Below are 25,546 nucleotides of genomic sequence, written 5' to 3'. Positions count from 1 at the left end.
CAGATGACTTCCAAGAAAAAGAAGCTCGAGAAGGTCACGGCGCCCGGAGCCCGTTTCTCGCGGATCAAGAACATGTCGCTCGGCGCGCGCCTGGCCATGGTGTTCCTCATCCTCATCTTCATCATTTCTTTCCTCTCCCCGCTGATCGCCCCCTACAACCCCAACGAGCTGGGCGGCCAGTGGCTCGCCCCCGGAGGCGAGCACCCGTTCGGCACGGACCACGTGGGCCGTGACATCCTGTCCCGCATCCTCTACGGTGGCCGCTTCTCGCTCATCATCGGCATCGCCGCCACCCTCGTGGCACTGGTCTTCGGCGCCCTCATCGGTGCGGTCGCCGCCGTGTCGCGCAAGTGGATCGGCGAAGTGATCATGCGCATCATGGACGTCATCATGGCCGTCCCCGGCATCGCAATGGCCGCGGTCATGGTGCTAGTCTTCTCCCGCCGCCTCGAGCCGGACAACGTGGTGGGCCTGGTAATCGTCATCATCTGCTCGATCGCCTTCGTCTACATCCCGCAGCTGGCCCGCATCGTTCGTGCGAACGTCATGAGCGCCTACGGCGAGGACTACGTGCGCGCGGTCATCGTCTCCGGTGCGCGTGCACCCTGGATCCTCATCCGTCACGTGGCCCGCAACACGGCCGCCCCGGTCCTCGTGTTCGCCACCGTGCTGGTTGCTGACGCGATCATCCTCGAGGCCTCGCTGACCTTCATCGGCTCGGGCCTGCAGTCCACGATGGTCCCCACCTGGGGTAACGTCCTGTCGGACGCGTCGTCGAACCTGTCGGTGTTGCTCGGCATGTGGTGGACGGCGCTCTTCCCGGGTCTGTTCATCATGCTCACGGTGCTATGCCTCAATATCCTGTCCGAAGGTATTACCGACGCGATGGTGGCGGCGCCGTCGTCGGCCCAGAAGGTCGAGGCCGTCACGGGCGCCCGCGAGCAGGACAAGCTGCTGCTCGACCCACGCCTCGCCTACGCCGCCCAGGCCGAATCGCTCAAGGCTCGCCTCGATCAGCTCGAGGTGGTCGAGTCCAAGCGCACGGACCGCTTCGTCGCCACCGCCACCGGCCAGCCGCTGCTGGAGGTGCGCAACCTGTCGATCAAGTTCCCGCGCCACGGCGACATCAACGTGGTCGACCACGTCAACTTCTCGGTCCGCAAGGGCGAGACGATGGGCCTGGTGGGCGAGTCCGGCTGTGGTAAGTCGATCACCGCGCTCACGGTCATGGGCCTCATCGACCCGCGCGCCGAGATCAGCGGCGAGATCTTCTACGAGGGTAAGGACCTTCTGAAGATGAGCGCCAAGGAGCGCCAGGCGCTGCTCGGCAACGAGATGGCGATGATCTACCAGGACGCCCTGTCCTCGCTCAACCCGGCCATGCTCATCCGCAGCCAGATGAAGCAGCTGACCTCGCGCGGCGGCACCCGCAGCGCCGAGGAGCTGCTGGAGCTGGTGGGCCTGGACCCGAAGCGCACGCTCGAGTCCTACCCGCACGAGCTCTCCGGCGGCCAGCGCCAGCGCGTGCTCATCGCCATGGCCCTCACCCGCGACCCGAAGCTCATCATTGCCGACGAGCCGACCACCGCCCTCGACGTGACGGTGCAAAAGCAGGTCATCGAGCTGCTCAACAACCTGCGCGAGAAGCTCGGATTTGCGATGGTCTTCGTCTCCCACGACCTGGCCCTCGTGGCCGAGGTCGCCCACAAGATCACGGTCATGTACGCCGGCCAGGTGGTCGAGCAGGCGCCGGCCTCGGAGCTGCTCACCCACCCCGTCCACGAGTACACCCGTGGCCTGCTCGGCTCGGTGCTCTCGATCGAGGCGGGCGCCGACAGGCTCCACCAGGTCCCCGGCACGGTCCCGTCGCCGAAGGACTTCCCGGCGGGCGACCGTTTCGCGCCGCGCTCCTCGCACCCCGACGTCGGGCTCACCACCCCGCCGCTGCGCATGGAGATCCCCGGACGCGACCACTACTACGCCGCCATCCCGGATTCGGCCTGGACCGACGCCGGCTACCCGGCCCCTGCCCAGCCCGGTGTCCCGGCGGGGCAGAACACTGAAGCGAAGGGAGAAGCACGATGAGCGAGACCCCGATCATCGAACTGCGCGACCTGCACGTCATCTTCAAGACCCGCGCCGGCACTATCTTCAACCCCACCAAGGTCCACGCGGTGGACGGGGTGTCGATGAAGGTCATGCCCGGCCAGGTGCTCGGCATCGTGGGCGAGTCCGGGTGTGGCAAATCCACCACCGCGAACGTCATGTGTGGCCTGCAGGAGGCCACCACGGGCCGGGTCTTCTTCAAGGGTGAGGAGGTGACGAAGCGTTCGGCTGCCGACCGCCGGAAGATCGGGCGCGTCGTCTCGGTCGTCTTCCAAGATCCGGCCACCGCGCTGAATGCCCGCATGCACGTGCGTGACCAGCTACTCGACCCGCTGCGCGTCCACGACATCGGCACCGAAGCCGAGCGTGACGCCCGCGTGGAGGAGCTGATCGCCCAGGTGGGCTTGCCGCAGTCGGCACTCGACGCGCTTCCCGGCCAGCTGTCCGGTGGCCAGCGCCAGCGCGTGGCGATCGCCCGCGCGCTCGCCCTGCGCCCGGACGCGATCATTGCCGACGAGCCGACGTCGGCCCTCGACGTGTCGGTGCGCGCCCAGATCCTCAACCTTCTCATGGACCTGAAGAACGAGCTGGGGCTCGCGATGGTCTTTATCTCCCACGACATCCAGACCGTGCGTTACATCTCCGACCGCATTGCGGTGATGAACAAGGGCAAGGTCGTGGAGGAGGGCCCGGCGAAGGAGCTCCTGGCCAACCCGAAGGACCCCTACACCAAGAAACTGCTCGGAGCGGCACCGTCGCTTCTCCATCCTCAACTGTAAGGAAGACCAATGAAAATCCGTGGAGTTGTCCCTCCCGTTGTCACCCCGCTCACCGCGGACGGCGCGCTCGACGTCGCCTCGTTTGAGCGTTCGATTAACCGCATGATCGACGCCGGAGTCGATGGCCTGTTCGTCCTCGGCTCCTCCGGCGAGGTCGTGTTCTCCACCGATGAGCGCCGCCGCGAGGTCATCGAGAACGCCGTGCGGATCGTGGCGGGCCGCGTGCCCGTGCTGGTCGGTGTCATCGACATGACCACCAAGCGCACGATTGAGCACGCTCGCGTGGCCAAGGAGCTCGGCGCCGACGCCATCGTCGCCACCGCCCCCTTCTACGCAATCCTGGGCCCGAAGGAGATCAAGCGTCACTTCCGCCTCGTCCACGAGGAGGTGGACCTGCCGCTGTTCGCCTACGACATTCCGGTGTGCGTGCACGTCAAGCTCGCCCCGGCGCTCATCCTCGAGCTCGCCCGAGAGGGCGTGCTGGCGGGCGTGAAGGATTCGTCCGGCGACGACGTCTCCTTCCGTTTCCTGGCCCAGGCCCGTGACGAGGAGAGCCTTGACCTGGCCCTGCTCACCGGGCACGAGGTCGTGGTGGACGGCGCCTACATGTCCCACGCGGACGGTTCGGTGCCGGGCCTGGCGAACGTTGACCCGGTCATCTTCGTCGAGCAGTGGCGCGCCTACCAGGCCGGCGATTGGGGCCGGGTGCGCGAGCTGCAGGATGAGGCGACCCGCCTCATGCGGATCGTCCAGGTTGCCTCTGGTGAGGTGGGCTTCGCGGCCGGCGTCGGCGCCTTCAAGACGGCGCTCATGCTGCTCGGCGTGTTCGAGACGAACACGATGCCCGAGCCCGTCCTCGCTCTTGAGGGTGAGAACGTGGAGGCCGTGGCCCGCGTGCTCCGGGAAACCGGGCATCTCAACTAGGAGGGGACCATGGCTGGTGCCGAGATCCTGACGATCGATATTGGTGGCACCAAGGTGGGTTGGGCTTTCGCCGACGCCGAGCACCTGTGCGTCGGCGAAAGCCAATCCATGAAGACTCTCGCTCGCGCTGGCGGTGCCGATGTGGCACGGCGCATCCGCGACATGGTGGTGGATGCGTGTGCTAACCGCTCTCTCCTCGGCATCGGAATCGCCAGCGCGGGTGTGGTCGACCCGGCCACGGGCGCGATCGTCTCAGCTACGAACACGATGCCCGGATGGGCCGGGACGCGCCTGGGGGAGATGCTGTCCCAGGCCACGGGCCTGCCCGTCCACGTCATCAACGACGTCCACGCCCACGGGCTGGGCGAGGCCGTCATGGGTGCGGGCAAGGGGGCGACGTCGGTGGTGTCGATGGCGCTCGGCACCGGGATCGGGGGCGCGCTCATCCGCGATGGCCAGATCGATTTTGGTGATCACTTCCTGTCCGGCCACTACGGGCACATCCACCACCACCTGGCCGAGGGCATGCCCTGCTCGTGCGGGCGCACCGGCCACATTGAGGCCATCGCTTCCGGGCATGGGATCACGAACTGGTACAACTCCCGCCGCGGCGCCGCCGACCCGGAGGTCACCAACGGCAAGGAGCTCCAGGACCTCGCCGAATCCGGCAACGAGCTGGCGCGGGCCGTCTTCAACGAGTCGGCTTACGCCACGGGCGAATCGCTCGCCACGCTTGCCAACTGTATCGACCCCTCCGTCATTGTTCTTTCCGGTTCGATGACGCGCTCGGGGGAGGAATGGTGGCAAAATGTTTACGCGGGATTTGTTGCGCGCGCAATGGACCCGGTCGCCACCGTGCCGATCAAGCTCGGCGAACTCGGGTCCGCCGCGCCCCTGTACGGGGCGGCGATCAACTTCATGAGGAAAGAAGTCTAAATGCATCAGCTCATCGAATCGCTGCGCGGGCGCCTGATCGTCTCCGCGCAGGCATACCCGGGCGAGCCTATGCGCCACCCTGAGACCATGGCACAGATCGCGCTCGCGGCCGAGCGTGGTGGCGCCGCCGCGATCCGCTGCCAGGGCCTGGCAGACATCGCCGCTATCAAGGGGCAGGTGGACGTGCCTGTCATCGGCCTGTGGAAAGAGGGTCACGACGGCGTCTACATCACCCCCACCCTGCGCCACGCGCGCGCCTGCATCATGGCCGGTGCGGACATCGTGGCGATCGACGCCACCCGCCGCCCCCGCCCTGACGGGCGCACCTACGCCGAGACGGTGGCCGAGCTGAAGAAGGACGACGCCCTCGTCATGGCCGACTGCGGCTCGTTTGACGACGCGGTGATGGCGGCCGAGGCTGGCTCCGACATCCTGTCGACCACCCTGTCCGGCTACACGGGCGAGCGCCCGAAGAGTGTGGGCCCGGACCTCGAGCTGTTGCGCGAGATCGTGACCACCTTCCCCGACCTGCCGGTCTTCTGCGAGGGCCGCGTTCACACGCCCGAGCACGCCAAGGCCGTCATGGACGCGGGCGCCTTCGCGGTCGTCGTCGGCACGGCCATTACCCACCCGACCACGATCACGTCGTGGTTTGCAGATGCCATCAGTTAAGAAAGCGAGAAGAAACATGCAGATCGGAATTTTCAGCGACGAGACGGAACTTGCCAAGGCTGCCGCCGCTTACCTGATGAACACGATGAAGGGCGCCGAGCCGAAGAACCTCGGCGTCGCTACGGGCTCCACCCCGCTCGGGCTGTACGCCCAGCTGCGCGAGGCCCACGCCACTGGCGACTTCACGCTCGCGGACGCGAAGGCCTTCGCGCTCGATGAGTATGTCGGCATCGACCCGGCCCACCCGGAGGCCTACCGCAACGTGCTGCGTACCGAGCTCGTGGGGGATGAAAAAACGGGCCTGACGGAGGACAACCTCCACACGCCGAACGGTCAGGCCGACGATCCGTACGCGGCGGCCGAGGCCTACGACGCCGACATTCGCGACAACGGCGGGGTACACCTGCAGATCCTGGGGATCGGCGCCAACGGCCACATCGGCTTCAACGAGCCGGGCGTCTCGCTCGTCTCGCGCACGCACGTGGACGCGCTGACCCACCAGACCCGCAAGGACAACGCCCGCTTCTTCGAGGGCAACCTTGACCTGGTGCCGGACAAGTGCGTCACTCAGGGCCTGGGCACCATCATGGAGGCCAAGCACCTGCTCCTCATCGCTCTCGGCGAGAACAAGGCCGACGCGATCGCCGGCATGGTGGAGGGCCCGATCTCGGCCTCCTGCCCGGCGTCGATCACGCAGATGCACCCGTCGGTCGTCGTCTTCTGTGACGAGGCGGCCGCCTCGAAGCTGACGAACACCGACATGTACCGCACGCGCTGGGAGGTCCTCAAGTGATCGAGCTTCGCGGCAAGCTCCTTAACGGCTACGGCAAGATCGTCGGCTCGGGCGTGCGCTTGGAGGACGGCGTCGTGGCCGAGGTCTTCCCCGTGGAGGAGGGCGTGGAGGGCTGGGTGACACCGGGCTTTATCGACGTCCACTGCCACGGCGGCGGCGGGGCCTCCTTCCCCGACGACCCGAGCGCCGAGGGCGTGGATAAGGCCGTCGAGGCCCACCGCTCCTTCGGCACGACGGCGCTCATCGCCTCCACCGTCTCGCTCATTGACACGCTGACCCCGATCAAGGGGCTGGCGCAAGCGTGCGAGGAGGGCAAGCTGGTGGGCATCCACCTGGAGGGCCCCTACATTTCGCCCGCCAAGTGTGGCGCCCAGAACCCGGCCGCGATCCGTATGCCGGATCTGGATGAGCTGCGTGGGTGGCTCGAGGCCGGCAAGGGCTGGATTAAGACGATGACGATCGCGCCTGAGGTGGACAACGCCATCGAGGCCGCCCAGCTGCTCCTCGACTACGGGGCCGTGCCCTCGTGGGGTCACACCTCGGCCGACGAAGAGCAGACCCGCGCGGTCATCGAGGCCACCTCGGCCTACGCCGCGAAGATCGGCTTTACTAAGCCGCCGCAGATGGCCACTCACCTGTTCAACGCGATGCCCCCGCTCGGGCACCGCGCCCCGGGCCCGGTCCGCGAGCTCATGGCGGCGGCGCGCAGGGGAGAGGCGGTGGTCGAGCTCGTGGCCGACACGGTCCACGTCCACCCCGACCTGGTCGCCGACGTCGTTACCTTCATCCAGCGAGAGAACCCGCTCGGCGTGGTCTTCGTGACCGACGCGATGGAAGGTGCGGGCATGCCGGACGGCAAGTACGTGCTCGGCGGGCAGGATGTGGATATTGTCGACGGCGTCGCGCGGCTTTCGCGCAACGGCGCCATTGCGGGCGGCACTGCTCGCGTGGCCGAGGAGGTCCAGCGGATGGTCCGCGGCGGGTACCTCGACATGGAGGACGCCGTGCGGTGCGGGGTGGGAGCCCCGGCCCACGCCGTCGGGCTGACCCAAGCCGACCCGGGCGTGACCCTCGAGTGGAAGGTGGGGGAGCCGGCGAATGCCGTCGTCTTCACCGAAGACCTGGAGGTCACCACGATCGTCCGGGAGGGCGTAGCAAGGTAGCTCACAGGGCGCCGCGGGAATAGACCGCGGCGCCCTGTGCGTTTGCCCCGGTGATGGATGGAGGAGATGCCATGACGGTCGAGGAGACGCCCGAGGAGCGCACCGCCCGCTTTGAGCGCGACGCGATGCCCTACCTCAACCAGCTCTACGGCGCAGCCCTGCGGCTCACCCGCAACCAGCAGGACGCCGAGGACCTCGTCCAGGAGACCTTCGCCAAGGCCTTCGCCTCCTTCCACCAGTTCACGCCAGGCACCAACCTCAAGGCGTGGCTGTACCGGATCCTCAACAACGCCTTCATCTCCTCCTATCGCAAGCGCCAACGCCGGCCCCAGGAGGCCGCGGCCGAGGTGGAGGACTGGCAGGAATACAAGGCCTCGTTCCACCACTCGCGCGGGCTGGAGTCCGCCGAGATGCTCGCGCTTGAACTGTTGCCGAACGAGGATATCCGGCAGGCACTCGACCAGCTTTCGGACGAGCGCCGTACGGCGGTCTACCTGGCCGACGTGGAGGGTTTTAGCTACCAGGAGATCGCGGACATCATGGGCACCCCGATCGGGACCGTCATGTCACGCCTGTACCGGGGCCGCACCCAGTTGCGTGAGGCCCTGCGCGACTACGCGCGCGATCTGGGATATGTCAAGGAGAACGTGTGATGAAGGAGTTTGACGAGCTCATGTCCAAACTCGAGGCCTGCACCTGCCACGGGGAGTGCACGTGCGCCCAGTGCGGCTGTGAGGAGGTGCTCGACCACCTCTTCGAGCTGGTGGATGACGAGATTTCCGACGATGACGCCCGCCGCCTTCTCCGCCACGGCGCCACGTGTAGGGCGTGCGCGGCGAGGATCGAGGAGGAGATCGTGGTGCGCAAGGTGATCCGCCGCGGGTGCTGCTCCCAGGAGGCGCCCGAGTCTTTGCGTACGAAGATCACACACATCGTTGGCGAGTAGGTTGGTAGGATACCGGCTGAAAAGATACACTTGAGACCTATCTACCGGAGGAGTAAACATGTCGAAGCGTGGACGGAAGCGCAAGGATCGCAAGAAGAAGAGTGCGAACCACGGCAAGCGCCCCAACGCCTAGGTAAATGGTCGGAGTTGTCTCCGGCCATTTCTTTTTGCCCGGGTTTCTCCGCCGGGTTTCCTGCCGGCTTGCCGCCGGTTTGAATTTACTGGACGATTCCAGGGTGATCTTCGTATATGAGCAGATCGGCCCGGAATCGTCCAAAACTCTTCAATCGGCCAGCATATATTCGCCCGCGGGCGGGCCTGTGAAGTCGTCCACAGGTGTGGACGATGGTGTGATCCTGCTGTGATCCTTTGTTATGGTTTCGTTATCAAATGATTGTCTGACAAGGAGCCTCATGTCTCGTGCCGATCGTCGCGTGATCAAGCAGCGCAACCACTCCGCTACTCGCATCACCACCGCGTCCACATTCGCGGCATCGACCATGGTGGGTATGGTTGCCCCTATCGCTTTCGCTGATACCGAGGCCGAGCCGGCGGCCCGGCCTGAGGCCGTTGCCCCTGCGGTCGTTGCCCCTGAAGCTTCCTCCGCGTCGCTGGCCACCACCGCCGAGGGTGAGTGGCAGTTCGAGGCCGTGACTGTTGAGGCCGAGAGCCCGGCCGTTGCCGCGCCGGCCGTCGAGACCGCGCAGACCGCCCAGGCCGCGCAGACCGCCCGCGCGGACTCCTCCGAGGCGGCGACCGAAGCCACCTACGCAGAGCCTGCCGCGGCCCCCGCCCCGGCAGCCTCCGGCATTGTGGGAATCGCGCGTTCCTACGCCGGCTCCGCGTACGTCTACGGCGGCACGTCGCCCGCCGGCTTTGACTGTTCGGGCTTCACCTCCTACGTGTACGCGCTAGCCGGCATCTCCTTGCCGCGCTCGTCTGGCTCTCAGCTGTACGCCGGCCAGCAGGTCTCCGCCGCGGAGGCCCAGCCTGGTGACCTCGTGTGGTGGCCCGGCCATGTGGGCATCTACACCGGCAATGGCCAGCACATCGCGGCCCGCAACCCTGCCACGGGCGTCATGGAGGGGCCGATCTACGGTAACCCGATCTACATCCGCGTCGGCTAAGACGCACTGAACTGAAGAGGGGGAGCGCGATCCGCGCTCCCCCTTTCAACGTGCTAGTCGGCCGTGGGCGGCTCGATGCCCAGCCAGCGGTGCCAGCCCTTGTGGAGCACCAGCCAGGTCATGAGGCCGTAGCCGGCCTGGCGGGGGCAGTAGGAGTCGGCGGAGGTGGCCATGTCAGTCAGCCACTGTTCGTGATCGCGCAATGGATTGTAGGTGTCGACGAATGGGATCTGGCGCCTCTCGCACACCTCGGAAAAGGCCCGGGTGAGCTCGGCCTGGTCGCGGGCAGCGATGTTGAGCCGCGGCGGCGGGCCCACCACGAAGGGGCTCATGCCCCGGCGCACGGCCGTGTCGAGCATGTTGGCCAGGTACAGGCGAGAGCGCGAAGTTGAGGTGACCGACAGGTCGTGTGAACCGAGGCCAACCACCAGGCGGTTGTCGGCGTCGCGATCGAGGCGGGGGAGCACCTCAGCCTCCCAGCGTGACACCAGCCGGTCGGTGGTTTCGCCGGGATAGGCGAGCGAGATCGGCATGAGGGGTGGGTCGCTTGGGGAGCGCGCGATGGTGCGCCCCACCCAGCCCAGGGCGCGGGCATCGCCGTAGCCCGCCACCAGTTCGTCGCCTACGAAGAATACTCGGATGCTCACACGCCCATTATAGAGTACGTGGCCCCCACCCGAAGGCAGGGGCCACGTGGTCGGCAATATCTCGATGTTATCGCGCCATTACCGCGCGAAGGCCTGGCGCATGAGCTCCTCGGCCTCGATACGATGGCGGCCGATCATGCCCGCGGCTGTCGAGGCGGCGGCCGGGCGCGAGATGCGCGTGATACCGCGGTCGAGCTCCACGAACATGTCGAGCGCGAAGTGCGCCCAGGCGCCCTGGTTGGCGGGCTCGTCCTGCACCCAGAACACCTCGGCGTTCGGGTACTTGTCGAGCTCAGCGCGAAGCTCCTCCACCGGGTTGGGGTAGAGCTGCTCGACGCGGATGATCGCGGTGCGGTCATCGCCCTTCTTGGCACGCTCCTCGATGAGGTCGTAGTAGATCCTTCCGGTGCACAGCAGCACCCGATCCACGGTGCCGAGCTCCTGGGTCTCGCCGATCACCTTTTGCACCGTGCCCGAGGTGAACTCCTCCACCATCGAGTCCGCGCCCTTGCGGCGCAGGAGCTGCTTGGGGGAGAAGACGATCATGGGCTTGCGCGGGCGGCGGTAGGCCTGTTCGCGCAGCATGTGGAAGTAGTTTGCCGGGGTGGAGGGCTGAACCACGATCATGTTGTCCTCCGCGCACAGCTGCAGGTAGCGCTCGATGCGGGCCGAGGAGTGGTCCGGGCCCTGGCCCTCGTAGCCGTGGGGGAGCAGCAGCACGATCGACGCCGTCTGGTGCCACTTTTGTTCGGCGGAGGAGATGAACTCGTCCACCACGGTCTGGGCGCCGTTGGCGAAGTCGCCGAACTGGGCCTCCCACAGCACGAGCGCGTCTGGGCGTTGCACCGAGTAGCCGTACTCGAAGGCCATGATCGAGTACTCGGAGAGGGCCGAGTCGTAGATCTTGAACCGCGCCTGGTCTTCGGTCAGGCCCATGAGCGGCGTCCACTCCTCGCCCGTCACCAGGTCGTGGGCCACGGCGTGGCGCTGGGTGAACGTGCCGCGGCGCGAATCCTGGCCGGACATGCGCACGGGCACGCCCTCGATGAGGAGGGAGCCGAAGGCGAGCAGTTCGCCAAAGCCCCAGTCGATGTGGCCTTCGTGGGCCATCTTGTTGCGCTTGTCGAACAGCGCCATGATCTTCTTGTGCGGGGTGAAGCCCTCCGGCGGGGTGGTGTGGGCCCGGCCGATGCGCTGGAGGATTTCGGGGGAGACGGCGGTGGTCCAGCCGACCATCGTGCCGGCGTCCTCCTGCTGGGAGGCGGGCATGCCGAGCGCGTCGGCGGCGTCGGCCTCGTCGTTTTCGGCCTTCTTCTCCGCCTCGCGCGCGTCCTGGAACGCCTTCTCGAGTAGGGCGTGGAAGTCGTCCTCCACCTTGGCGGCCTGCTCGTCAGAGATGTCGCCGCGGCCGAGCAGGGCCTCCTGGTATAGCTGGCGCGTGGTGCGCTTTTCGTCCACCAGGGAGTACATGATCGGCTGGGTCATCGACGGGTCGTCGCCTTCGTTGTGGCCGCGCTTGCGGTAGCAGATGATGTCGAGGATGACGTCCTTCTTGAACTGCATGCGGTAGTCGTAGGCCATGCGGGCCATCCGGCACACGGCCTCCGGGTCGTCTCCATTGACGTGGAAGATTGGCAGCTGCAGGCCCTTGGTGATGTCGGTGGTGTAGCGCGAGGAGCGCGAGTTCGACGGGGCGGTGGTGAAGCCGATCTGGTTGTTGACGATGATGTGGATGGTGCCGCCGGTGCGGTAGGCGGGCAGCTGGGAGAGGTTGAGCACCTCGGTGACCACGCCCTGGCCGGAGAAGGCCGCATCGCCGTGAATGAGGAGGGGGACCACGGCGCCGCCGTCGTCGTCGAGCTGGTCCTGCATGCCGCGCACCACGCCCTCGAGCACGCCGTCGGCTGCCTCGAGGTGGGACGGGTTCGCGGCGAGGTATACGCCCACCTGGTCGCCGCGGGCGGAGGTGTAGGTGCCCTCGGTGCCGAGGTGGTACTTGACGTCGCCCGAGCCCGGCTTGCGCGGGTCCATCACCCCGTCGAACTCGGAGAAGACCTGGCCGAAGGACTTGCCGGCGATGTTGGTCAGCACGTTGAGACGGCCGCGGTGGGCCATGCCGATGGCGACCTCGTGCAGCCCGTCGTCGGCGGCGCCGTCCAGGATCGAATCGAGGGCCGGGATGAGGGACTCGCCGCCTTCGAGCGAGAAGCGCTTCTGTCCCACGTACTTGGTTTGGAGGAAGACCTCGAAGGCTTCGGCCTGGTTGAGCTTTTCGAGGATCCGCACGCGTTGTTCGGGCGTGGTGGCCTCAGGCGTGCGCTCGAGGCGTTCCTGGAACCACTTGCGCTGGACCGGGTCCTGGATGTGCATGTACTCGATGCCCACGGTGCGGCAGTAGGCCTCGCGCAGGTTGGTGAGGATCTGGCGTAGCGTGAGGTGGCTGGTGCCGGCGAAGCCGCCGGTGGGGAAGGAGCGGTCGAGGTCCCACAGGCTGAGCCCGTAGGAGCCGATCTCCAGGTCCGGGTGGCGGCGCAGGTGGAAGGATAGCGGGTCGGTGTCCGCGATGAGATGGCCGCGCGAGCGGTAGGCGTGGATCAGTTCGGCGATGCGGGCGGGCTTGCCGAGTTCGCGTTCGGCGTCGTACTCGATGTCCTTTTCCCACACGACGGGCGTGTAGGGCACGCGCAACGAGAGGTAGACGCGCTCGTAGAAGCTATCCTCGCCGAGCAACTTGTTTTCCATGAGGCGCAGGAAGCGCCCGGAGGTGGCGCCCTGGATGACGCGGTGGTCGTAGGTGGAGCCGATGTGGACCACCTTCGACACGCCCAGGCGGGCGATCGTCTCATCGGCGGTGCCCTGGAATTCGGGCGGGTAGGTCATGGAGCCGACGCCCACAATGAGCCCCTGGCCGACCATGAGGCGCGGCACGGATTCGGTGGTGCCGAGCCCGCCGGGGTTGGTGAGTGTGGCGGTGGTGCCTTGGTAATCCTCGATCGTGAGCTTGCCCGCGCGCCCGCGGTCTACCAGCTCCTCGTAGGCGGCCACGAACTCGGAGAACGTCTTCGTCTCGGCGGCCTTGATTGAGGGAACGACGAGCGTGCGTGTGCCGTCGGGCTTGGCGACATCGATCGCGATGCCCAGGTTGACGTGCTTGGGTTCGACCAGGGACGGCTTGCCATCCTCGATCGAGTAGGCCACGTTCATCTCTGGCATTTCGGCCAGCGATTCGACCATGGCGTAGGCGATGAGGTGGGTGAAGGAGATCTTGCCGCCGCGGGTGGCCGCGAGGTAACGGTTGATGACGGCGCGGTTGTCGAACATGACGCGCGCGGGCATGGCGCGCAGCGAGGTGGCGGTGGGGATGGACAGTGAGGCGTCCATGTTCTTCGCCAGCCCGCGGTCCCCGCCCTTGAGGGCCGTGACGTCCTTGGCCTTGGGGTCCATGTCCGCTTCGGCGCTGGCCGGGCGGAGGGAGTAGGACGTGGCGTAGGGGGTGATGGCGGGGGCGGCCGCGGCGCGCGGTTGCGGGGGCAGGTCGGAACGGGTGACGTTCGTGGTGGGGGTGGAAGCGCGATCGGCTTGGGAGTGGACGGCGCGCTGGGCGGGCGTCACTTCCTTTTTCGGCTCCGGGGCGTTCACGACGCCGGCCTCGCTCGCCGCGCCCGCAGGCTTGCGGCCCTGTGCTTCCCAGCTACGGAACATCTCGGCCCACTGGGGGCCGACCCCGTCCTTGTTTTGAAGGTATGCCGCGTAAAGATCTTCGATAAAACCCTGGTTCGCGCCAAAATCATCGGAGTTGGTTGACGACACTGTCTGCCTCACTTGTTCGTTGGATGACCGATGTATCCAAGCCTAGTGATCTTTCTTTCGCACGGGGGAGCAAAGTCCCAAAACTGGCCTCAAATCGGGGTGTTTTCGCCGGTCAAAATCTCTTAGCGTCAAGAAAACTCCCGTGATGATTCAAGAATTCCCCTGTGGGCGAGGGCGGGGCCGCAGCGCGCCCAGGCGGTGGGTTACGATGGTGGGTATGGAAGGACGACAAGAGGTGGCCCGTGGCCACTGATCTCATATTGCTTTGTCTTGCCCTTGTACTTATTGCGGGCAACGCCCTGTTCGTTGCCGCCGAATTCTCGCTCGTCGCCCTGGATCCAGCCACGATCGATGACCGCGCCCAGTCGGGGGACGCGAAGGCCGGGCGCGTGCAAAAGGCCCTGCATCACCTCTCCCTCCAGCTGTCCTCGTGCCAGGTGGGCATTACGATGACGACGATCCTGCTCGGCTACGTGGCCACGGCCCCGCTGCAACACTTCTTCTCTGGCCTGTTGGGCAGCCTGGCGCCCGCAGCGGCGGTCGGCACCGCCGCGACGCTGGCCTTCATCATCATTAACGTCGCCTCCATGCTGTTCGGTGAGCTCATCCCCAAGAACATGGCGCTCGCCGAGCCGCTCTCCACCGCCGCCTTCGTCTCCCTCCCGTTGCGCATCTTCACGGCGGTGTTCAAGCCGGTGGTCGTGCTGCTGAACGAGACCGCGAACTGGATCTTGCGCAAGTTCGGCATCGAGCCGGCCGAGGAGCTCTCGGGTGCGCGCTCGGCCTCCGAGCTCGCCGCGCTCGTGCGGCACTCGGCGGAGGAGGGCACGCTCGACCTGCCCACCGCCCGTCTGCTCACCCGCTCGATCGACATCGGCGCGCTGACCGCCGTGGACGTCATGACCGACCGCGGGCGGGTCGCCGCCCTCCACGTGGACGACACGGCGGCCGACGTCATCGCGCGCGCTGCCGAGACCGGACACTCCCGCTTCCCCGTCATCGGCGAGGACCTCGACGACATCCGCGGCTTCGTCCACCTGCGCCGCGCGGTGGCGATCCCCTACGAGGCGCGCGGGCAGGTGCGCGTGACGTCGTCGTCGTTGCTGGTCGAACCCACGCGCGTGCCCGAGACCATCGCGCTCGCCCCGCTCCTCGTGCAGCTGCGCGCCGAGGGGCTGCAGATGGCTGTCGTCGTCGATGAATACGGCGGTACCTCGGGCATCGTCACCCTCGAGGACGCGGTGGAGGAGATCGTGGGCGACGTGGCCGACGAACACGACCGGCGCCGCGTGCGCACGCATATCGTCTCTGGAGGTAGCTGGATGATCCCCGGCCTCATGCGCCCGGACGAGGTGGCCCGCGAGCTCGGGCTCGACGTGCCGGACGAGGGCCCGTGGGAAACCGTGGGCGGCTGGATGATGGCCCGGCTCGGGCGGATGCCCGAGGTAGGGGACGAGGTGGAGGAAGACGGCGTGCGCGCGGTGGTTGCCACCATGGATGGCCGACGCATCGAACAGGTGCGGATTTGCGGGGTGGACGAATGAGCATCGGAATGGCACTCCTTGTCACGGGCCTGCTCCTGCTGACCAACGCGTTCTTTGTGGGCGGCGAGTTCGCGGTCATGGGCGCCCGGCGCTCGCGGGTGGAACCGCTGGCGGACGCGGGGAAGAAGTCGGCCAAGACCGTCATCTACGCCCTGGAGAACGTCACCCTTATGCTTGCCACCTGCCAGCTCGGGATCACGCTCGCCTCGGTGGCGCTCGGCGCGATCTCGGAGCCGGCGATCGCGCACTGGATCGAGGGCCCGCTCGAGGCGGCGGGCGTGCCCGCGTCGTTCCTCCACCCGATCGCGCTGGTGCTGGCGCTCGCGCTGGTGGTCTATCTGCACGTGGTGCTGGGGGAGATGGTGCCGAAGAACCTGTCGGTCACCACCCCCGAGCGGGCGGCTTATATCCTGGTGCCCCCGCTTGTGTTCGTCTCGAAGATCTTCCACCCGGTGGTCTTCTCCCTCAACTGGTTCGCCAACCACATCATCCGCGTCTTCGGGCTCGAGCCCAAGGACGAGGTGGGCGCAGCGTTCACGGTGGACGAGGTGGCATCGATCGTGCAGGCCTCGAAGAATGCAGGCGTGCTCGACGCGGACGTCGGCCTCATCTCCTCCGCCCTCGAGTTCTCCGAGTACACGGCTGGCGACCTCATGGTGGCAACCGAGCAGCTAGTCATGGTCATGCCGCAGACCACCCCGGCCGAGCTGGAGGCAGAGATCGCCCAGCACGGGTTTTCGCGCTACCCGGTTGAGGAGGGCGGCGAGATTGTCGGTTACGTCCACCTCAAGGACATCATCGACGTGGCGCCCGGGCGGCGGAACGCGCCGCTGGCGCCGTGGAAGATCCGCACCATGTCGAAGGTGGATTCGAAGGACGAGATCGAGACGGCTCTGCGCTCCATGCAGAAGGACGGCACTCACCTGGCGGGCGTGGTGGTGGACGGCGAGGTGCGGGGCGTGCTCTTCCTCGAGGATGTGATTGAGGAGCTGATCGGCGAGGTTCGCGACGCCATGCAGAAGTAGCGCCGCCGCGACCATTTCGTGACCATGACAAGTGAGACTTCACCGGCAGTGGCTCACATCATAGGGAGTTCAGTCCCGAGGTTGTGAATACTACTCGCGGTAGCGTTATCAAACCGTTATCATTGGGAGATGTCCGGGGTTTTCCCGATATTGTGCGCACAAGAAAGAGGAGGGGCCGGATTGGCTGAGCGTGAAACTGTGCGACCATCGCGCCGTGATCTCCGGCTCGCCCGCGAAGCTCAACTTCGCGACGCCCAGGTCACTGAAGTGATCGAGCTCCCGCCCGTTGCTCCGCGGGCCACCAAGGAGCTCTCATTCTTCCGCCGGCTCTTCAAAGAGGCGAAGAATCCCGCCACGGCAGGCGTGCTCAGCGCCGTCGTCGCCGGCTCCGCAGTCACCGGCATCCTATTCGGCAGCCTGTATTCCGCCTCGGCCGTCCAGGGCGCGCAGAACCTGGCCACCTCCACGGTGGCCACCCCGCAGCCCACGGTCCCGGACACCCTGAAGAAGACGAGCGGCGCGGCGGACTCGGCCCGCTATCGTGGTTTCGAACGCACGTATTCGGGGGCTGCTATCCAGTGCGAGTTGCGCGGGGGAGCGAACTCGCTCGCCTCGGCCTTCAAGTCCGAATCCGACCTGGTGGTCATGCCGATGGCGGCGGGCACCTACCGCCTCACCTCGCCCTTCGGGTTGCGCATTGACCCGATCTCCTACACCTCATCCTTCCACCTGGGCCAGGATATGGCAGCCCCGGCCGGCACACCGATCTACGCGATGGCCGACGGCGAGGTCGTCTACGCGGGAGAGGGTATTGCAGGACGCTCGTCGAACCTCATCGTCATCGCCCACGTGATCGATGGAAAGGAATACACCACCTGGTACGTCCACATGTACGACGACGGGGTGCACGTGAAGAAGGGTGACAAGGTCAGGGCCGGCCAGCACATCGCCGACGTCGGCTCGAAGGGCTGGTCCACCGGCCCGCACCTGCACTTCGAGGTCCACACGGGCCATGAGATCGAGACTACGGGGCAGGATAACCTGCTGGACCCGATCAAGGCTCTGGAGGACTTCGGCGCGGTCGATCTGTCCGATATGTGCTAGCGAGCGCAGGCTTCATGGTTCATCAGCGCATGTGGGAGATCGGCGAGCCCGTCATCCTCGCTCACCGCGGTGGTGGGGACGAGCACCCGGAGAACACCATCGTCGCTTTTGAGGCGATGCGTGATCAGGGCTTCCGCTACGTCGAAACCGACTGTCATGTGACGGCCGACGGCACGGCGGTCATCATTCACGATCCGATCCTCGACCGTCTCACGGACGCCTCTGGCGCGGTCTCCTCCTGGGCGTGGAAGGACTTGCGGCACGTGCGCGACCACTCGGGTAACCCGCTCGTGCGCCTCGATGACCTGCTCGAAGAGTTCCCGGACCTCATTTTTAACCTGGACGCGAAGAACAACGCGACCGCCCCGGCGATGGTGGCGGCGATTCGCCGCCAGAATGCCGCCCACCGCGTGAGCCTGGCCTCCTTCTCCGAGGTCCGCCTGGCGTGGATGCGCAGGCGCCTTCCGGGAGTGCGCTCCTCGATGGGGACGTCCGCGATCGCGCGGCTAGTGGTGGCGGCCAAGGGCCCGCGCGCGCTGGCCTACCGGCTGCCGGGTCCGGAGCGCGGCGTGGAATGCGTGCAGGTCCCCGAGCTGTTCAAGACCATCCAGGTGGTAGATGAGAAGTTCATCGCGCTGGCCCACGCACGCGGCCTGGCCGTGCATGTGTGGACCGTCAACGACGCCGACGACATGCGCAGGGCTCTCGAGCTCGGCGTGGACGGGCTCATCACCGATCGGCCGACGTTGGCGCGGTCGGTGATCGACCAGATGCGGGGCGGGGCGAACTAGCCGAAGAGCTTGTTGCTCGGCGGGGATTGCCGGCACGCCTCAGCTAGCTCGGCGCCCTCGGGGGTCGTCTCGTCCGTCAGCTTGTGATAATCGGGATTGTCGAACCATTCTGCCACGGGACTCCACCTATCAGCGCCGGACAGGGCGCTCTCGATAAAAGTCCGTTCTTCAGGGATACTGTCCTTGTCGATCGCGATGCCGAAGGACTCGACGCACGGAGTGTAGTACCCGACCATGTACTCGTAGTAGACCCTCCACTGGTCGGCTGTCCACTCTTGCGTGTATTTCGCGTCGATGGGGTACTGGGCGGCACAGTCTGCGCGAACTTTGGCGAAGGACTTCTCCTGTTCATCGGCCACGTCGAGCGTGGTGATGATTCCACCCGAAGACGTGCTGGAAAAGCCGTTGTCCGTCAGGCACTGTGCGATGAGGGGGCCGGAATCCTCGTAGCTCACCCGTCGCACGACCGGCGGGAGCTCGACCTCGGAGGGGGGTGCGGGAAGGTCGTAAGCCTGGAGGATCTGCGTTACCTGCTCGAGCCGCGATGCTTCCTGCTGTTCTTCGGTGATGGGGGCGCTCGTCGGGATCACTGAGGGAGACCACGCGGTGACGTCCCGTGGGTTGTCGGGAGTGCCAGTGGGCGCCGTGGTTTCCTCTTGTGAGGAGCAGCCGGCGAGTATGAGAGCGGCACACAGGGCAACACCAACGACGCGTAAACTCTTGCAGCTGCGAGAAGATATGAACATGAGAGACAACTAACGCGGGTTACAGTAGCCGGCTGCTTTACGAAGACTCGGACTCTGGGCGTACCAAAATGCAGTCTTTAGGTTGGTGTCGATCTGCAAACGGTCGTGACCTGTTCCGTCCTTAACTGAGGTGCCGACCTTCACATACATGTAGTTACTAGGAAACCGTTGCTCGGAATAGGCGGAGATGCCCCCCGGCAACTCCCGCCGGGCAGGTTGCTGTTCCGCTTCGAGAGGCAGCTGTTGCCGGAGCAGCGATGCTCAGTGCGAGTGCGAGCGAGGTGGAAAGAGCAATGAGAGTCTTTCTAATGTACATGATCCGATCTCCTATCTGAGGTGTACTGGGATTTATGTGATTAAAGTAATAGCGTTTCAATGTGGAGGAGCGCTTTTGACCAAAAGGCGTTGCTGATCGAAAAAGAAGGGTGGCACGATGCGCCGGGTCATCGCATTTTTCCTCACGGTGCTGGTTGCTGCCGGCCTCGGGCTGGGTGCGGGCTACGTCGTTCTCCGCGGTGAGGAGGCGTTGCCGGTCAAGGCCGCGCCCGCAACCGTCACGGTGGAGACGGGAAGCGTGGGCCGTAGCCTGAGCTTTGGCGCGAGCGTTGACGTGGATAGCACGACACTAGCAACGAACGTGCTCCCCGGAGTCGTGACGTTCGTGGCCGAGGATCAGGTGTTCTCCGCCGGGCAGACGTTGTACGAAGTGGGCGGGCTGCCCGTCGGCGTCGTCGACGGCGACGTCCCGTTTTATCGCGACCTCTCCCGTGGCATGACGGGCGCGGACGTCAAGCAGCTCAACGCTTACCTCAACGCGCTCGGCTACCCGGGGGCCGTGGATTCAGACTTCGGGCCGATCGCTGAGAAGAACGTGCGCCAGTGGCAAAAGGACACGGGCCAGCCTGTTACGGGAACGGTTCAGCTCGGGCAGCTGGTGGCCAGCCCGAGCCTGCCCGCCGAGCTCACATTCGACCGGAAGGTCCTCAAAAAGGGCGCGCTACTTGCCGGGGGAGAAGTGGTGGTGTCCGCACCGGCCGGCACTCCGCGCGTCTTCCTTGTGCTCAACGAATCACAGCAGGCCCTCTTGCCCGCCGAGGCCCAGGTGCGCCTCACGAACGGCGAGCACGAGTGGAGCAGTGTGGTGGGCGAGACCCGCAAGAACGAGGAGTCCTTCACCTACGAGGTCAAGATCCAAGGCGTCGGCGGTGGCACCGTGTGCGACGACGACTGCGAGGGGCTCACCCCCGGCAGCGAGCTTCAGGCGATCATCGAGATTGTGCCGCAGGTCTCCGGCCCGCTCGTGCCGCGCTCGGCCATCATGACCGACGCACTCGGCGCCACCTATGTCGTCGACGCCGCCGGCGAGCGGCACGACGTCGTGGTGCTGGGCGCTTCCCAGGGCGTCGCGGTCGTCGACGGGATCGATGTGGGAAGCGAGATCCGCGTCTTCGGCGAGGGCGACTGATGGACACGCTGCGCGCCAACAACGTGAGCTTCGCCTATGGCAAGGGCCCAAGCGTGCTCGAGGGGCTCTCCTACGACTTCCACCCCGGGGCACTCACGGCCCTCACCGGCCCGTCCGGCTGCGGGAAGTCGACCTTCCTCTATATCCTCGGGCTCATGCTTCAGCCGCGCTCGGGGGCGGTCTGTGTTGGGGAGCGGGACGTTAGCGGGCTAAGCGACTTTCAGCGCAGCACCTTTCGGGCCCGCAACATTGGATTCGTCTTTCAGGACTCCGAGCTGGACGACTTCTCACCGATCCTCGATTCCGTGGTGGAGCCGGGACTCTACGTGGGCAACACGTACCGACAGCTCGTTGAGCGCGGTACGGAGCTACTGGCCAAGGTGGGGCTGAGCGGCTTCGAGGGCAAGCGCCCCACCAAGATCTCGGGCGGCCAGGGCCAGCGCGCCGCGATGGCTCGCGCGCTCATTAATAGCCCGGCGATCATCCTCGCCGACGAGCCGACCGGAAACCTTGACCGCGGCAACGCGCAGACTATCCTCTCCCTCCTCCAGGAGGAGGCACGTGCCGGCCGCACCGTCGTCGTCGCCACGCACGACCCGTTTGTCATCGAGGCGTGCGATTACGTGCTCGATGTCAGCGCGGGGGTGGAGGTATGAGGTTGGTGCAGTTGCTACGCGAGGCGCGGCGGGACGCGCGCCGGCAGGTGGTCCCCACCCTCCTCCTCTTTATCGTCTCGCTCGGTGCGACGCTCGGCGCGCTGCTCACTGCCGGACAGCAGGTGGCTCAGCGCGAGGCCTTGGCAGGCGAGCTCAACGATCCCTCGGCGCGCGTGCTCACGGTTCGCGAGGCCACGGGCAAGCTCCTCAATGCCCAGGTGGTCCAGCTCTTGCGAACCACCCGTGGCGTGGAGTCGGTGATCGGCGTGGGGGAGGTACTGGAGGTGGATGCGGCCGTCCCGGGCGCCAAGACCACCGCGTGGCAGGTGACCGACCTGAGCGTGCCGTTCGTCCTCTCCCACGGGCGCCCGCCCGCCGACGGCGAGGCCGCGATCGACGAGGAGGTCCTCCGCAAGCTGGGCTGGGAGGTGCCCTCCGGCGTCGTGCTCACCAGCGCCGGGAGGGAGTTTCCCGTGGTGGCGGACGCGACCGTCCGCCCAGGATACGAGGTGTTCGCCGAGTCAATGGTCGTCCAGAACTCCGAGCTACAGACCATGCGTAGCATCGTCGTCATGGCCGATGCCATCGACGCCGTGCCCTCCATCCAGGCCGCGATCCGCACGTACGCGGCCGAGGAGTCTCCGGGCCAGCTGACCTTCGAAAGCTCGGGGCTAGCCATTGTTGACCGCGTGACGTCCGGGGACTTTGCCAGCTACACGAAGTCGGTCCTGCTGACCGTCATCGGGCTCGGTAGCGTCCTCACCACGGTGGTCTCCCTTGCCTACGTGCTCCTCTACCGCCGGCTGCTGGGGCGGCGGCGAGCGCTGGGGATCACGCGAATAGACCTCACAGCACTAACGCTGGTGAGGGTGACGCTACCGATCGCGCTAGGAGCGGCGCTCGCGGGCCTGGCAGCCGACGTCGTGGCGCGCGTGTGGCTGAGCCCGATTCCGCCGCAGTTCACGGTGGCGGTGGCGCTCGTGATGGTGCTGACCTCGTCGCTGACGGCGCTCATCCCGATCGCGTGGGCGGTCAACAGAGATCCGGTGGCGATCTTGCGCACGGCGTAGGACGCGGCGCGGGCGAGGGAAAAGTACCCCGAACAGGATTCGAACCTGCGACCTTCTGCTCCGGAGGCAGACGCTCTATCCCCTGAGCTATCGGGGCCCGGCGATTTGTCAGTCTAACACCGCAGGCCGCGCAGAATCGAATCGTGTGGTGATACCAAATTGGGTGCGTCGGCGGGCGCCGGTATGCTTGGTGCATGACTCCTGAAGATCTTTCTGCCTTTATACGCACCTCGCTCGAGCAGGCGATCGCCGCCGGTGAGGTCAACCTGGATCCGGCCGACCTGCCGGACGTGAAGGTCGAGCGCCCGCGCAGTCGCGAACACGGCGATTGGGCCACGAATGTTGCCCTGCAGCTGGCAAAGAAGGCGGGCACGAACCCGCGCGCGCTCGCGGAACTCCTCAAGGGCAGGATTGCAGGCTCGGAGGCGATTGCGGCCGTGGATATCGCCGGCCCGGGATTCATGAACATCACGCTGAACGCGGCCGCCGCGGGTGAGCTTGCTCGCACGATCGTGGAGGCCGGGGAGGCCTACGGCACGGCGAATGTGCTGGCGGGCTCCACCATCAACCTTGAATACGTCTCGGCCAACCCCACCGGCCCGATCCACGTGGGCGGCGCGCGCTGGGCCGCCGTCGGCGATTCGCTTTCCCGCATCCTCAAGGCCAGCGGTGCGGACGTGGTACGCGAGTACTACTTCAACGATCACGGCGCCCAGATCGACCGCTTCTCTAAGTCCCTGCTCGCCCGCGCCCGTGGTGAGGAGGCGCCGGAGGACGGGTACGGGGGCCAGTACATCGCCGACATCGCCCAGCAGGTGATCGCCGACGAGCTCGCGGCCGGGCGCCCGGACCCGGCGGGGCTTGACGACGACGCGGCGCGCGAGGTCTTCCGCGAGCGCGGCGTCAACCTCATGTTTGCCGCGATCAAGGATGAGATGCGTGACTTCCGCGTGGAGTTCGACGTGTACTTCCACGAGGATTCGCTGCACGAGTCGGGCGCGGTGGATGCGGCGATCGCGCGCCTAGATGAGCAGGGCGTGATCTTTAAGGCCGACGGCGCCACGTGGATCCGCACTACGGACTTCGGCGATGACAAGGACAGGGTGATCATCAAGTCCGACGGGGACGCGGCCTACTTCGCGGGCGACATCGCCTATTACCTGAACAAGCGCGAGCGTGGCGCGGACCGCGTGGTCATCATTCTGGGCGCCGACCACCACGGCTACATCGGGCGCATGTACGCGATGGCGCGCGCTTTCGGTGACACGGCCGGCCAGGGGGAGAACTTGGAGATCCTCATCGGCCAGCTGGTGAGCCTGGTGCGGGACGGGGAGCCGGTGAAGATGTCCAAGCGCGCCGGCACGATCGTGGTATTGAGCGACCTGGTGGAGGCGGCCGGGGTGGACGCCGCCCGCTACTCGCTGGTGCGCGCCGCGATGGACTCCCCGCTGGAGATCGACCTGGGCCTCATTACCTCCAACACGAACGAGAACCCGGTCTACTACGTTCAGTACGCCCACGCGCGCACCTGCGCCGTGGACCGCAATGCGGCCGAGCACGGCGTGAGGCGCGATGCCTTCGACCCGGCCCTCCTGGATGGGGAGGCGGACGAGGAGCTGCTGGCAACGCTCGCCCAATACCCGGTGATCGTGGCGCAGGCGGCCGAGCTTCGCGAGCCGCATCGTGTGGCCCGCTACCTCGAGGAGCTGGCGGGCAAGTACCACTCGTGGTACGGCATCTCGCGCGTGACCCCGCGCGGGGATGACCCGGTCAGCCCCGTCCACCAGACCCGCCTGTGGCTCAACGACGCCACCGGTCAGGTGCTGTGCAACGGTCTGGCGCTGCTCGGCGTCAGCGCCCCGGAGAGGATGTAACCGTGGTGGCCCGCGCACCCGAGCCGACAGGCCGCCCGGACGGGGTGTGGTCGGCGAACGTCGCCCGCACCGAGTCGGGCGAGCTTGCGGTGGCGGGCGTGCCCGTGACGCAGATCGCCGGCGAGTTTGGCACGCCCACCTACATCTTGGACGAGGCGGACATGCGTGCCCGGGCGCGGGCCTGGAAGAACGCGATGGATGTGGCCTTCGCCCCGCTCGCGGGCGCTGACGTCTACTACGCCGGCAAGGCCTTCCTCAGCAAGGCCGTGGCCCGCTGGATGGCTAAGGAGGGGCTGAACATCGACTCGGCCTCCGAGGGAGAGTTGCGCACGGCGCTCGCGGCCGGCGTGCCGGGCAGCCGCATCGGCCTGCACGGGAACAACAAGTCGGATGCCGAGATCACGCTCGCGCTCGAGTGCGGCTCGGCCCACATCGTGGTCGACTCCCTGCCCGAGATCGAGCATGTGGCGCGTATCGCGCGGGCGGCCGGCACGCGCGCCCCCGTCTACGTGCGCCTGACCACGGGCGTTCACGCCGGCGGGCACGATTTCATCCAAACGGCCCACGAGGACCAAAAGTTCGGCCTGTCGGTGACCACGGGCGCGGCGCAGGAGGCCATCTCCCGCATCGCCGCGAATCCCGCGCTCTCGCTCATCGGCCTGCACTCCCACATCGGCTCCCAGATCCTCGCCGCTGACGGCTTCGCACAGGCAGCGCGCGCCGTGCTGGACGTGCGGGCGTGGGCAGCGGGCCAGGGCATTGAGATTACGGAGGTGGACCTGGGCGGGGGATACGGCGTGCGTTACACCGACGCCGACGCCGTCCCGCCAGCCCCCGAGGAGTTCGCCCGGGTGCTCGCCGCCGCCGTTTCCGAGCACGTGGCACAAACGGGCCTGCGCCCGCCGCGCGTGTCGATCGAGCCGGGCCGCTCGATCGTGGCACCGGCGATGATGACCCTCTACACGGTGGGCACGATCAAGGACGTGGCCACCGATTCCGGCCCGCGCCGCTACGTTTCCGTGGACGGCGGCATGTCCGATAACCTCCGTCCCGCCCTCTACGGCGCCCAGTACACGGCGCTCGTGGCGAACCGGCTCGTGGAGGGCGAGGAGGCGCGCTGTCGCGTGGTGGGCAAGCACTGCGAGTCGGGGGACATCGTGGTTCACGACGTCGCTCTGCCGCCGCTCGCGGCCGGGGACCTGCTGGCCGTGCCCGTCACCGGGGCCTATGGGCGCTCGATGGGATCGAACTACAACATGTTGCCGCGCCCTGGCGTTGTCTCAGTAAGAGACGGACACTGCAGGGTTATCCTCCGCCGTGAGACAATCGAGGATCAGCTCGCCCTTGACGTGGGCTAGTGCGAAAGGA

Annotated in this window: 24 protein-coding genes and 1 tRNA gene; 21 read left to right on the top strand and 4 right to left on the bottom strand. The window is 66.6% G+C overall.

All coding sequences use genetic code 11. The features are described 5' to 3' along the window. Nucleotides 1-3: 3 nt before the first annotated feature. Genes HMPREF3167_RS08540 through HMPREF3167_RS08490 form a run of 12 tightly spaced genes read left to right on the top strand, consistent with a single transcriptional unit; the run spans nucleotide 4 to nucleotide 9,446 of the window. Nucleotides 4-2,085 (top strand): dipeptide/oligopeptide/nickel ABC transporter permease/ATP-binding protein, encoded by a 2,082-nt coding sequence (locus tag HMPREF3167_RS08540; protein WP_062613417.1) that lies wholly within the window; start codon nucleotides 4-6, stop codon nucleotides 2,083-2,085. Then, complete coding sequence (locus HMPREF3167_RS08535) at nucleotides 2,082-2,885, top strand: ABC transporter ATP-binding protein (RefSeq protein ID WP_062613418.1); 804 nt, start codon at nucleotides 2,082-2,084, stop codon at nucleotides 2,883-2,885. The genes HMPREF3167_RS08540 and HMPREF3167_RS08535 overlap by 4 nt, the downstream gene beginning before the upstream one ends. Nucleotides 2,886-2,894: 9 nt before the next feature. Next, nucleotides 2,895-3,809 (top strand): dihydrodipicolinate synthase family protein, encoded by a 915-nt coding sequence (locus HMPREF3167_RS08530; RefSeq protein WP_062613419.1) that lies wholly within the window; start codon nucleotides 2,895-2,897, stop codon nucleotides 3,807-3,809. A gap of 9 nt (nucleotides 3,810-3,818) precedes the next feature. Further along, nucleotides 3,819-4,745 carry an ROK family protein gene (locus HMPREF3167_RS08525; protein WP_070446460.1) on the top strand — a complete coding sequence of 309 codons (927 nt, stop codon included), beginning with the start codon at nucleotides 3,819-3,821 and terminating at the stop codon, nucleotides 4,743-4,745. Next, entirely contained in the window at nucleotides 4,746-5,417 is a 672-nt protein-coding gene (locus tag HMPREF3167_RS08520) for an N-acetylmannosamine-6-phosphate 2-epimerase (RefSeq protein ID WP_070446458.1), read from the top strand. It begins immediately after the preceding gene. Between the two features lie 16 nt (nucleotides 5,418-5,433). After that, nucleotides 5,434-6,210 (top strand): glucosamine-6-phosphate deaminase, encoded by a 777-nt coding sequence (gene nagB, locus HMPREF3167_RS08515; RefSeq protein ID WP_062613422.1) that lies wholly within the window; start codon nucleotides 5,434-5,436, stop codon nucleotides 6,208-6,210. Beyond that, nucleotides 6,207-7,373 (top strand): N-acetylglucosamine-6-phosphate deacetylase, encoded by a 1,167-nt coding sequence (locus tag HMPREF3167_RS08510; RefSeq protein WP_070446456.1) that lies wholly within the window; start codon nucleotides 6,207-6,209, stop codon nucleotides 7,371-7,373. Before nagB ends, HMPREF3167_RS08510 begins: the two co-directional genes overlap by 4 nt. Before the next feature lie 53 nt (nucleotides 7,374-7,426). Then, nucleotides 7,427-8,026: a sigma-70 family RNA polymerase sigma factor gene (locus tag HMPREF3167_RS08505; RefSeq protein ID WP_070446454.1), complete on the top strand. Its 600-nt coding sequence runs from the start codon at nucleotides 7,427-7,429 to the stop codon at nucleotides 8,024-8,026. Next, on the top strand, nucleotides 8,026-8,319 hold the full coding sequence (rsrA, locus tag HMPREF3167_RS08500) for a mycothiol system anti-sigma-R factor (RefSeq protein ID WP_062613425.1): 294 nt from the start codon (nucleotides 8,026-8,028) through the stop codon (nucleotides 8,317-8,319). The genes HMPREF3167_RS08505 and rsrA overlap by 1 nt, the downstream gene beginning before the upstream one ends. Before the next feature lie 58 nt (nucleotides 8,320-8,377). After that, nucleotides 8,378-8,452 carry a 50S ribosomal protein bL37 gene (locus HMPREF3167_RS10225; RefSeq protein ID WP_099981265.1) on the top strand — a complete coding sequence of 25 codons (75 nt, stop codon included), beginning with the start codon at nucleotides 8,378-8,380 and terminating at the stop codon, nucleotides 8,450-8,452. 4 nt (nucleotides 8,453-8,456) lie between these two features. Continuing rightward, entirely contained in the window at nucleotides 8,457-8,684 is a 228-nt protein-coding gene (locus HMPREF3167_RS08495) for a hypothetical protein (RefSeq protein WP_070446453.1), read from the top strand. Nucleotides 8,685-8,732: 48 nt separating this feature from the next. Then, entirely contained in the window at nucleotides 8,733-9,446 is a 714-nt protein-coding gene (locus tag HMPREF3167_RS08490) for a C40 family peptidase (protein ID WP_070446451.1), read from the top strand. 53 nt (nucleotides 9,447-9,499) lie between these two features. On the opposite strand, the gene HMPREF3167_RS08485 is transcribed toward HMPREF3167_RS08490, so the two are convergent. Then, nucleotides 9,500-10,087, bottom strand: a complete 588-nt coding sequence (locus tag HMPREF3167_RS08485; RefSeq protein WP_082661162.1) for a GDSL-type esterase/lipase family protein — start codon at nucleotides 10,085-10,087, stop codon at nucleotides 9,500-9,502. A gap of 84 nt (nucleotides 10,088-10,171) precedes the next feature. Continuing rightward, nucleotides 10,172-13,903 carry a multifunctional oxoglutarate decarboxylase/oxoglutarate dehydrogenase thiamine pyrophosphate-binding subunit/dihydrolipoyllysine-residue succinyltransferase subunit gene (locus tag HMPREF3167_RS08480; protein WP_070446449.1) on the bottom strand — a complete coding sequence of 1,244 codons (3,732 nt, stop codon included), beginning with the start codon at nucleotides 13,901-13,903 and terminating at the stop codon, nucleotides 10,172-10,174. A gap of 242 nt (nucleotides 13,904-14,145) precedes the next feature. Between HMPREF3167_RS08480 and HMPREF3167_RS08475 the strand changes: the two genes are divergently transcribed. The 4 genes from HMPREF3167_RS08475 (at nucleotide 14,146) to HMPREF3167_RS08460 (ending at nucleotide 18,367) form a co-directional block, all read left to right on the top strand. Further along, nucleotides 14,146-15,447: a hemolysin family protein gene (locus tag HMPREF3167_RS08475; protein ID WP_062613429.1), complete on the top strand. Its 1,302-nt coding sequence runs from the start codon at nucleotides 14,146-14,148 to the stop codon at nucleotides 15,445-15,447. Next, a complete protein-coding gene (locus tag HMPREF3167_RS08470) occupies nucleotides 15,444-16,472 on the top strand; it encodes a hemolysin family protein (RefSeq protein ID WP_062613430.1) in 1,029 nt (342 codons plus the stop codon). Before HMPREF3167_RS08475 ends, HMPREF3167_RS08470 begins: the two co-directional genes overlap by 4 nt. Before the next feature lie 198 nt (nucleotides 16,473-16,670). Then, on the top strand, nucleotides 16,671-17,576 hold the full coding sequence (locus tag HMPREF3167_RS08465) for a M23 family metallopeptidase (RefSeq protein ID WP_062613431.1): 906 nt from the start codon (nucleotides 16,671-16,673) through the stop codon (nucleotides 17,574-17,576). A 14-nt stretch (nucleotides 17,577-17,590) separates the two neighbouring features. After that, nucleotides 17,591-18,367, top strand: a complete 777-nt coding sequence (locus HMPREF3167_RS08460) for a glycerophosphodiester phosphodiesterase family protein (RefSeq protein WP_082661142.1) — start codon at nucleotides 17,591-17,593, stop codon at nucleotides 18,365-18,367. Here the strand turns inward: HMPREF3167_RS08460 and HMPREF3167_RS08455 are convergent. Then, entirely contained in the window at nucleotides 18,364-18,957 is a 594-nt protein-coding gene (locus HMPREF3167_RS08455) for a hypothetical protein (protein ID WP_070446447.1), read from the bottom strand. The genes HMPREF3167_RS08460 and HMPREF3167_RS08455 overlap by 4 nt on opposite strands. Before the next feature lie 589 nt (nucleotides 18,958-19,546). On the opposite strand from HMPREF3167_RS08455, the gene HMPREF3167_RS08450 reads away from it, so the two are divergent. Genes HMPREF3167_RS08450 through HMPREF3167_RS08440 form a run of 3 tightly spaced genes read left to right on the top strand, consistent with a single transcriptional unit; the run spans nucleotide 19,547 to nucleotide 22,304 of the window. Next, nucleotides 19,547-20,578 (top strand): peptidoglycan-binding domain-containing protein, encoded by a 1,032-nt coding sequence (locus tag HMPREF3167_RS08450; protein ID WP_070446444.1) that lies wholly within the window; start codon nucleotides 19,547-19,549, stop codon nucleotides 20,576-20,578. Beyond that, a complete protein-coding gene (locus tag HMPREF3167_RS08445) occupies nucleotides 20,578-21,234 on the top strand; it encodes an ABC transporter ATP-binding protein (RefSeq protein ID WP_070446442.1) in 657 nt (218 codons plus the stop codon). Before HMPREF3167_RS08450 ends, HMPREF3167_RS08445 begins: the two co-directional genes overlap by 1 nt. Then, nucleotides 21,231-22,304 carry a hypothetical protein gene (locus HMPREF3167_RS08440; RefSeq protein ID WP_148132430.1) on the top strand — a complete coding sequence of 358 codons (1,074 nt, stop codon included), beginning with the start codon at nucleotides 21,231-21,233 and terminating at the stop codon, nucleotides 22,302-22,304. Before HMPREF3167_RS08445 ends, HMPREF3167_RS08440 begins: the two co-directional genes overlap by 4 nt. A 24-nt stretch (nucleotides 22,305-22,328) precedes the next feature. Here HMPREF3167_RS08440 and HMPREF3167_RS08435 read toward each other — a convergent pair. After that, nucleotides 22,329-22,401 (bottom strand) — tRNA-Arg (locus tag HMPREF3167_RS08435). 97 nt (nucleotides 22,402-22,498) lie between these two features. Here HMPREF3167_RS08435 and argS point away from each other — a divergent pair. Beyond that, the gene (argS, locus tag HMPREF3167_RS08430) at nucleotides 22,499-24,178 is read left to right on the top strand and encodes an arginine--tRNA ligase (RefSeq protein WP_070446437.1); all 1,680 of its coding nucleotides are present in this window, start codon (nucleotides 22,499-22,501) and stop codon (nucleotides 24,176-24,178) included. A gap of 2 nt (nucleotides 24,179-24,180) precedes the next feature. Continuing rightward, nucleotides 24,181-25,536: a diaminopimelate decarboxylase gene (gene lysA, locus HMPREF3167_RS08425; RefSeq protein WP_070446435.1), complete on the top strand. Its 1,356-nt coding sequence runs from the start codon at nucleotides 24,181-24,183 to the stop codon at nucleotides 25,534-25,536. Nucleotides 25,537-25,546: the final 10 nt, after the last annotated feature.

The organism is Trueperella sp. HMSC08B05, from assembly GCF_001808405.1.
In the GTDB taxonomy this organism is placed as follows: Bacteria; Actinomycetota; Actinomycetes; order Actinomycetales; family Actinomycetaceae; genus Trueperella; species Trueperella bernardiae.
Note: the sequence above shows the minus strand (reverse complement) of the source record. Positions and strands in the feature narration are given on the sequence as shown.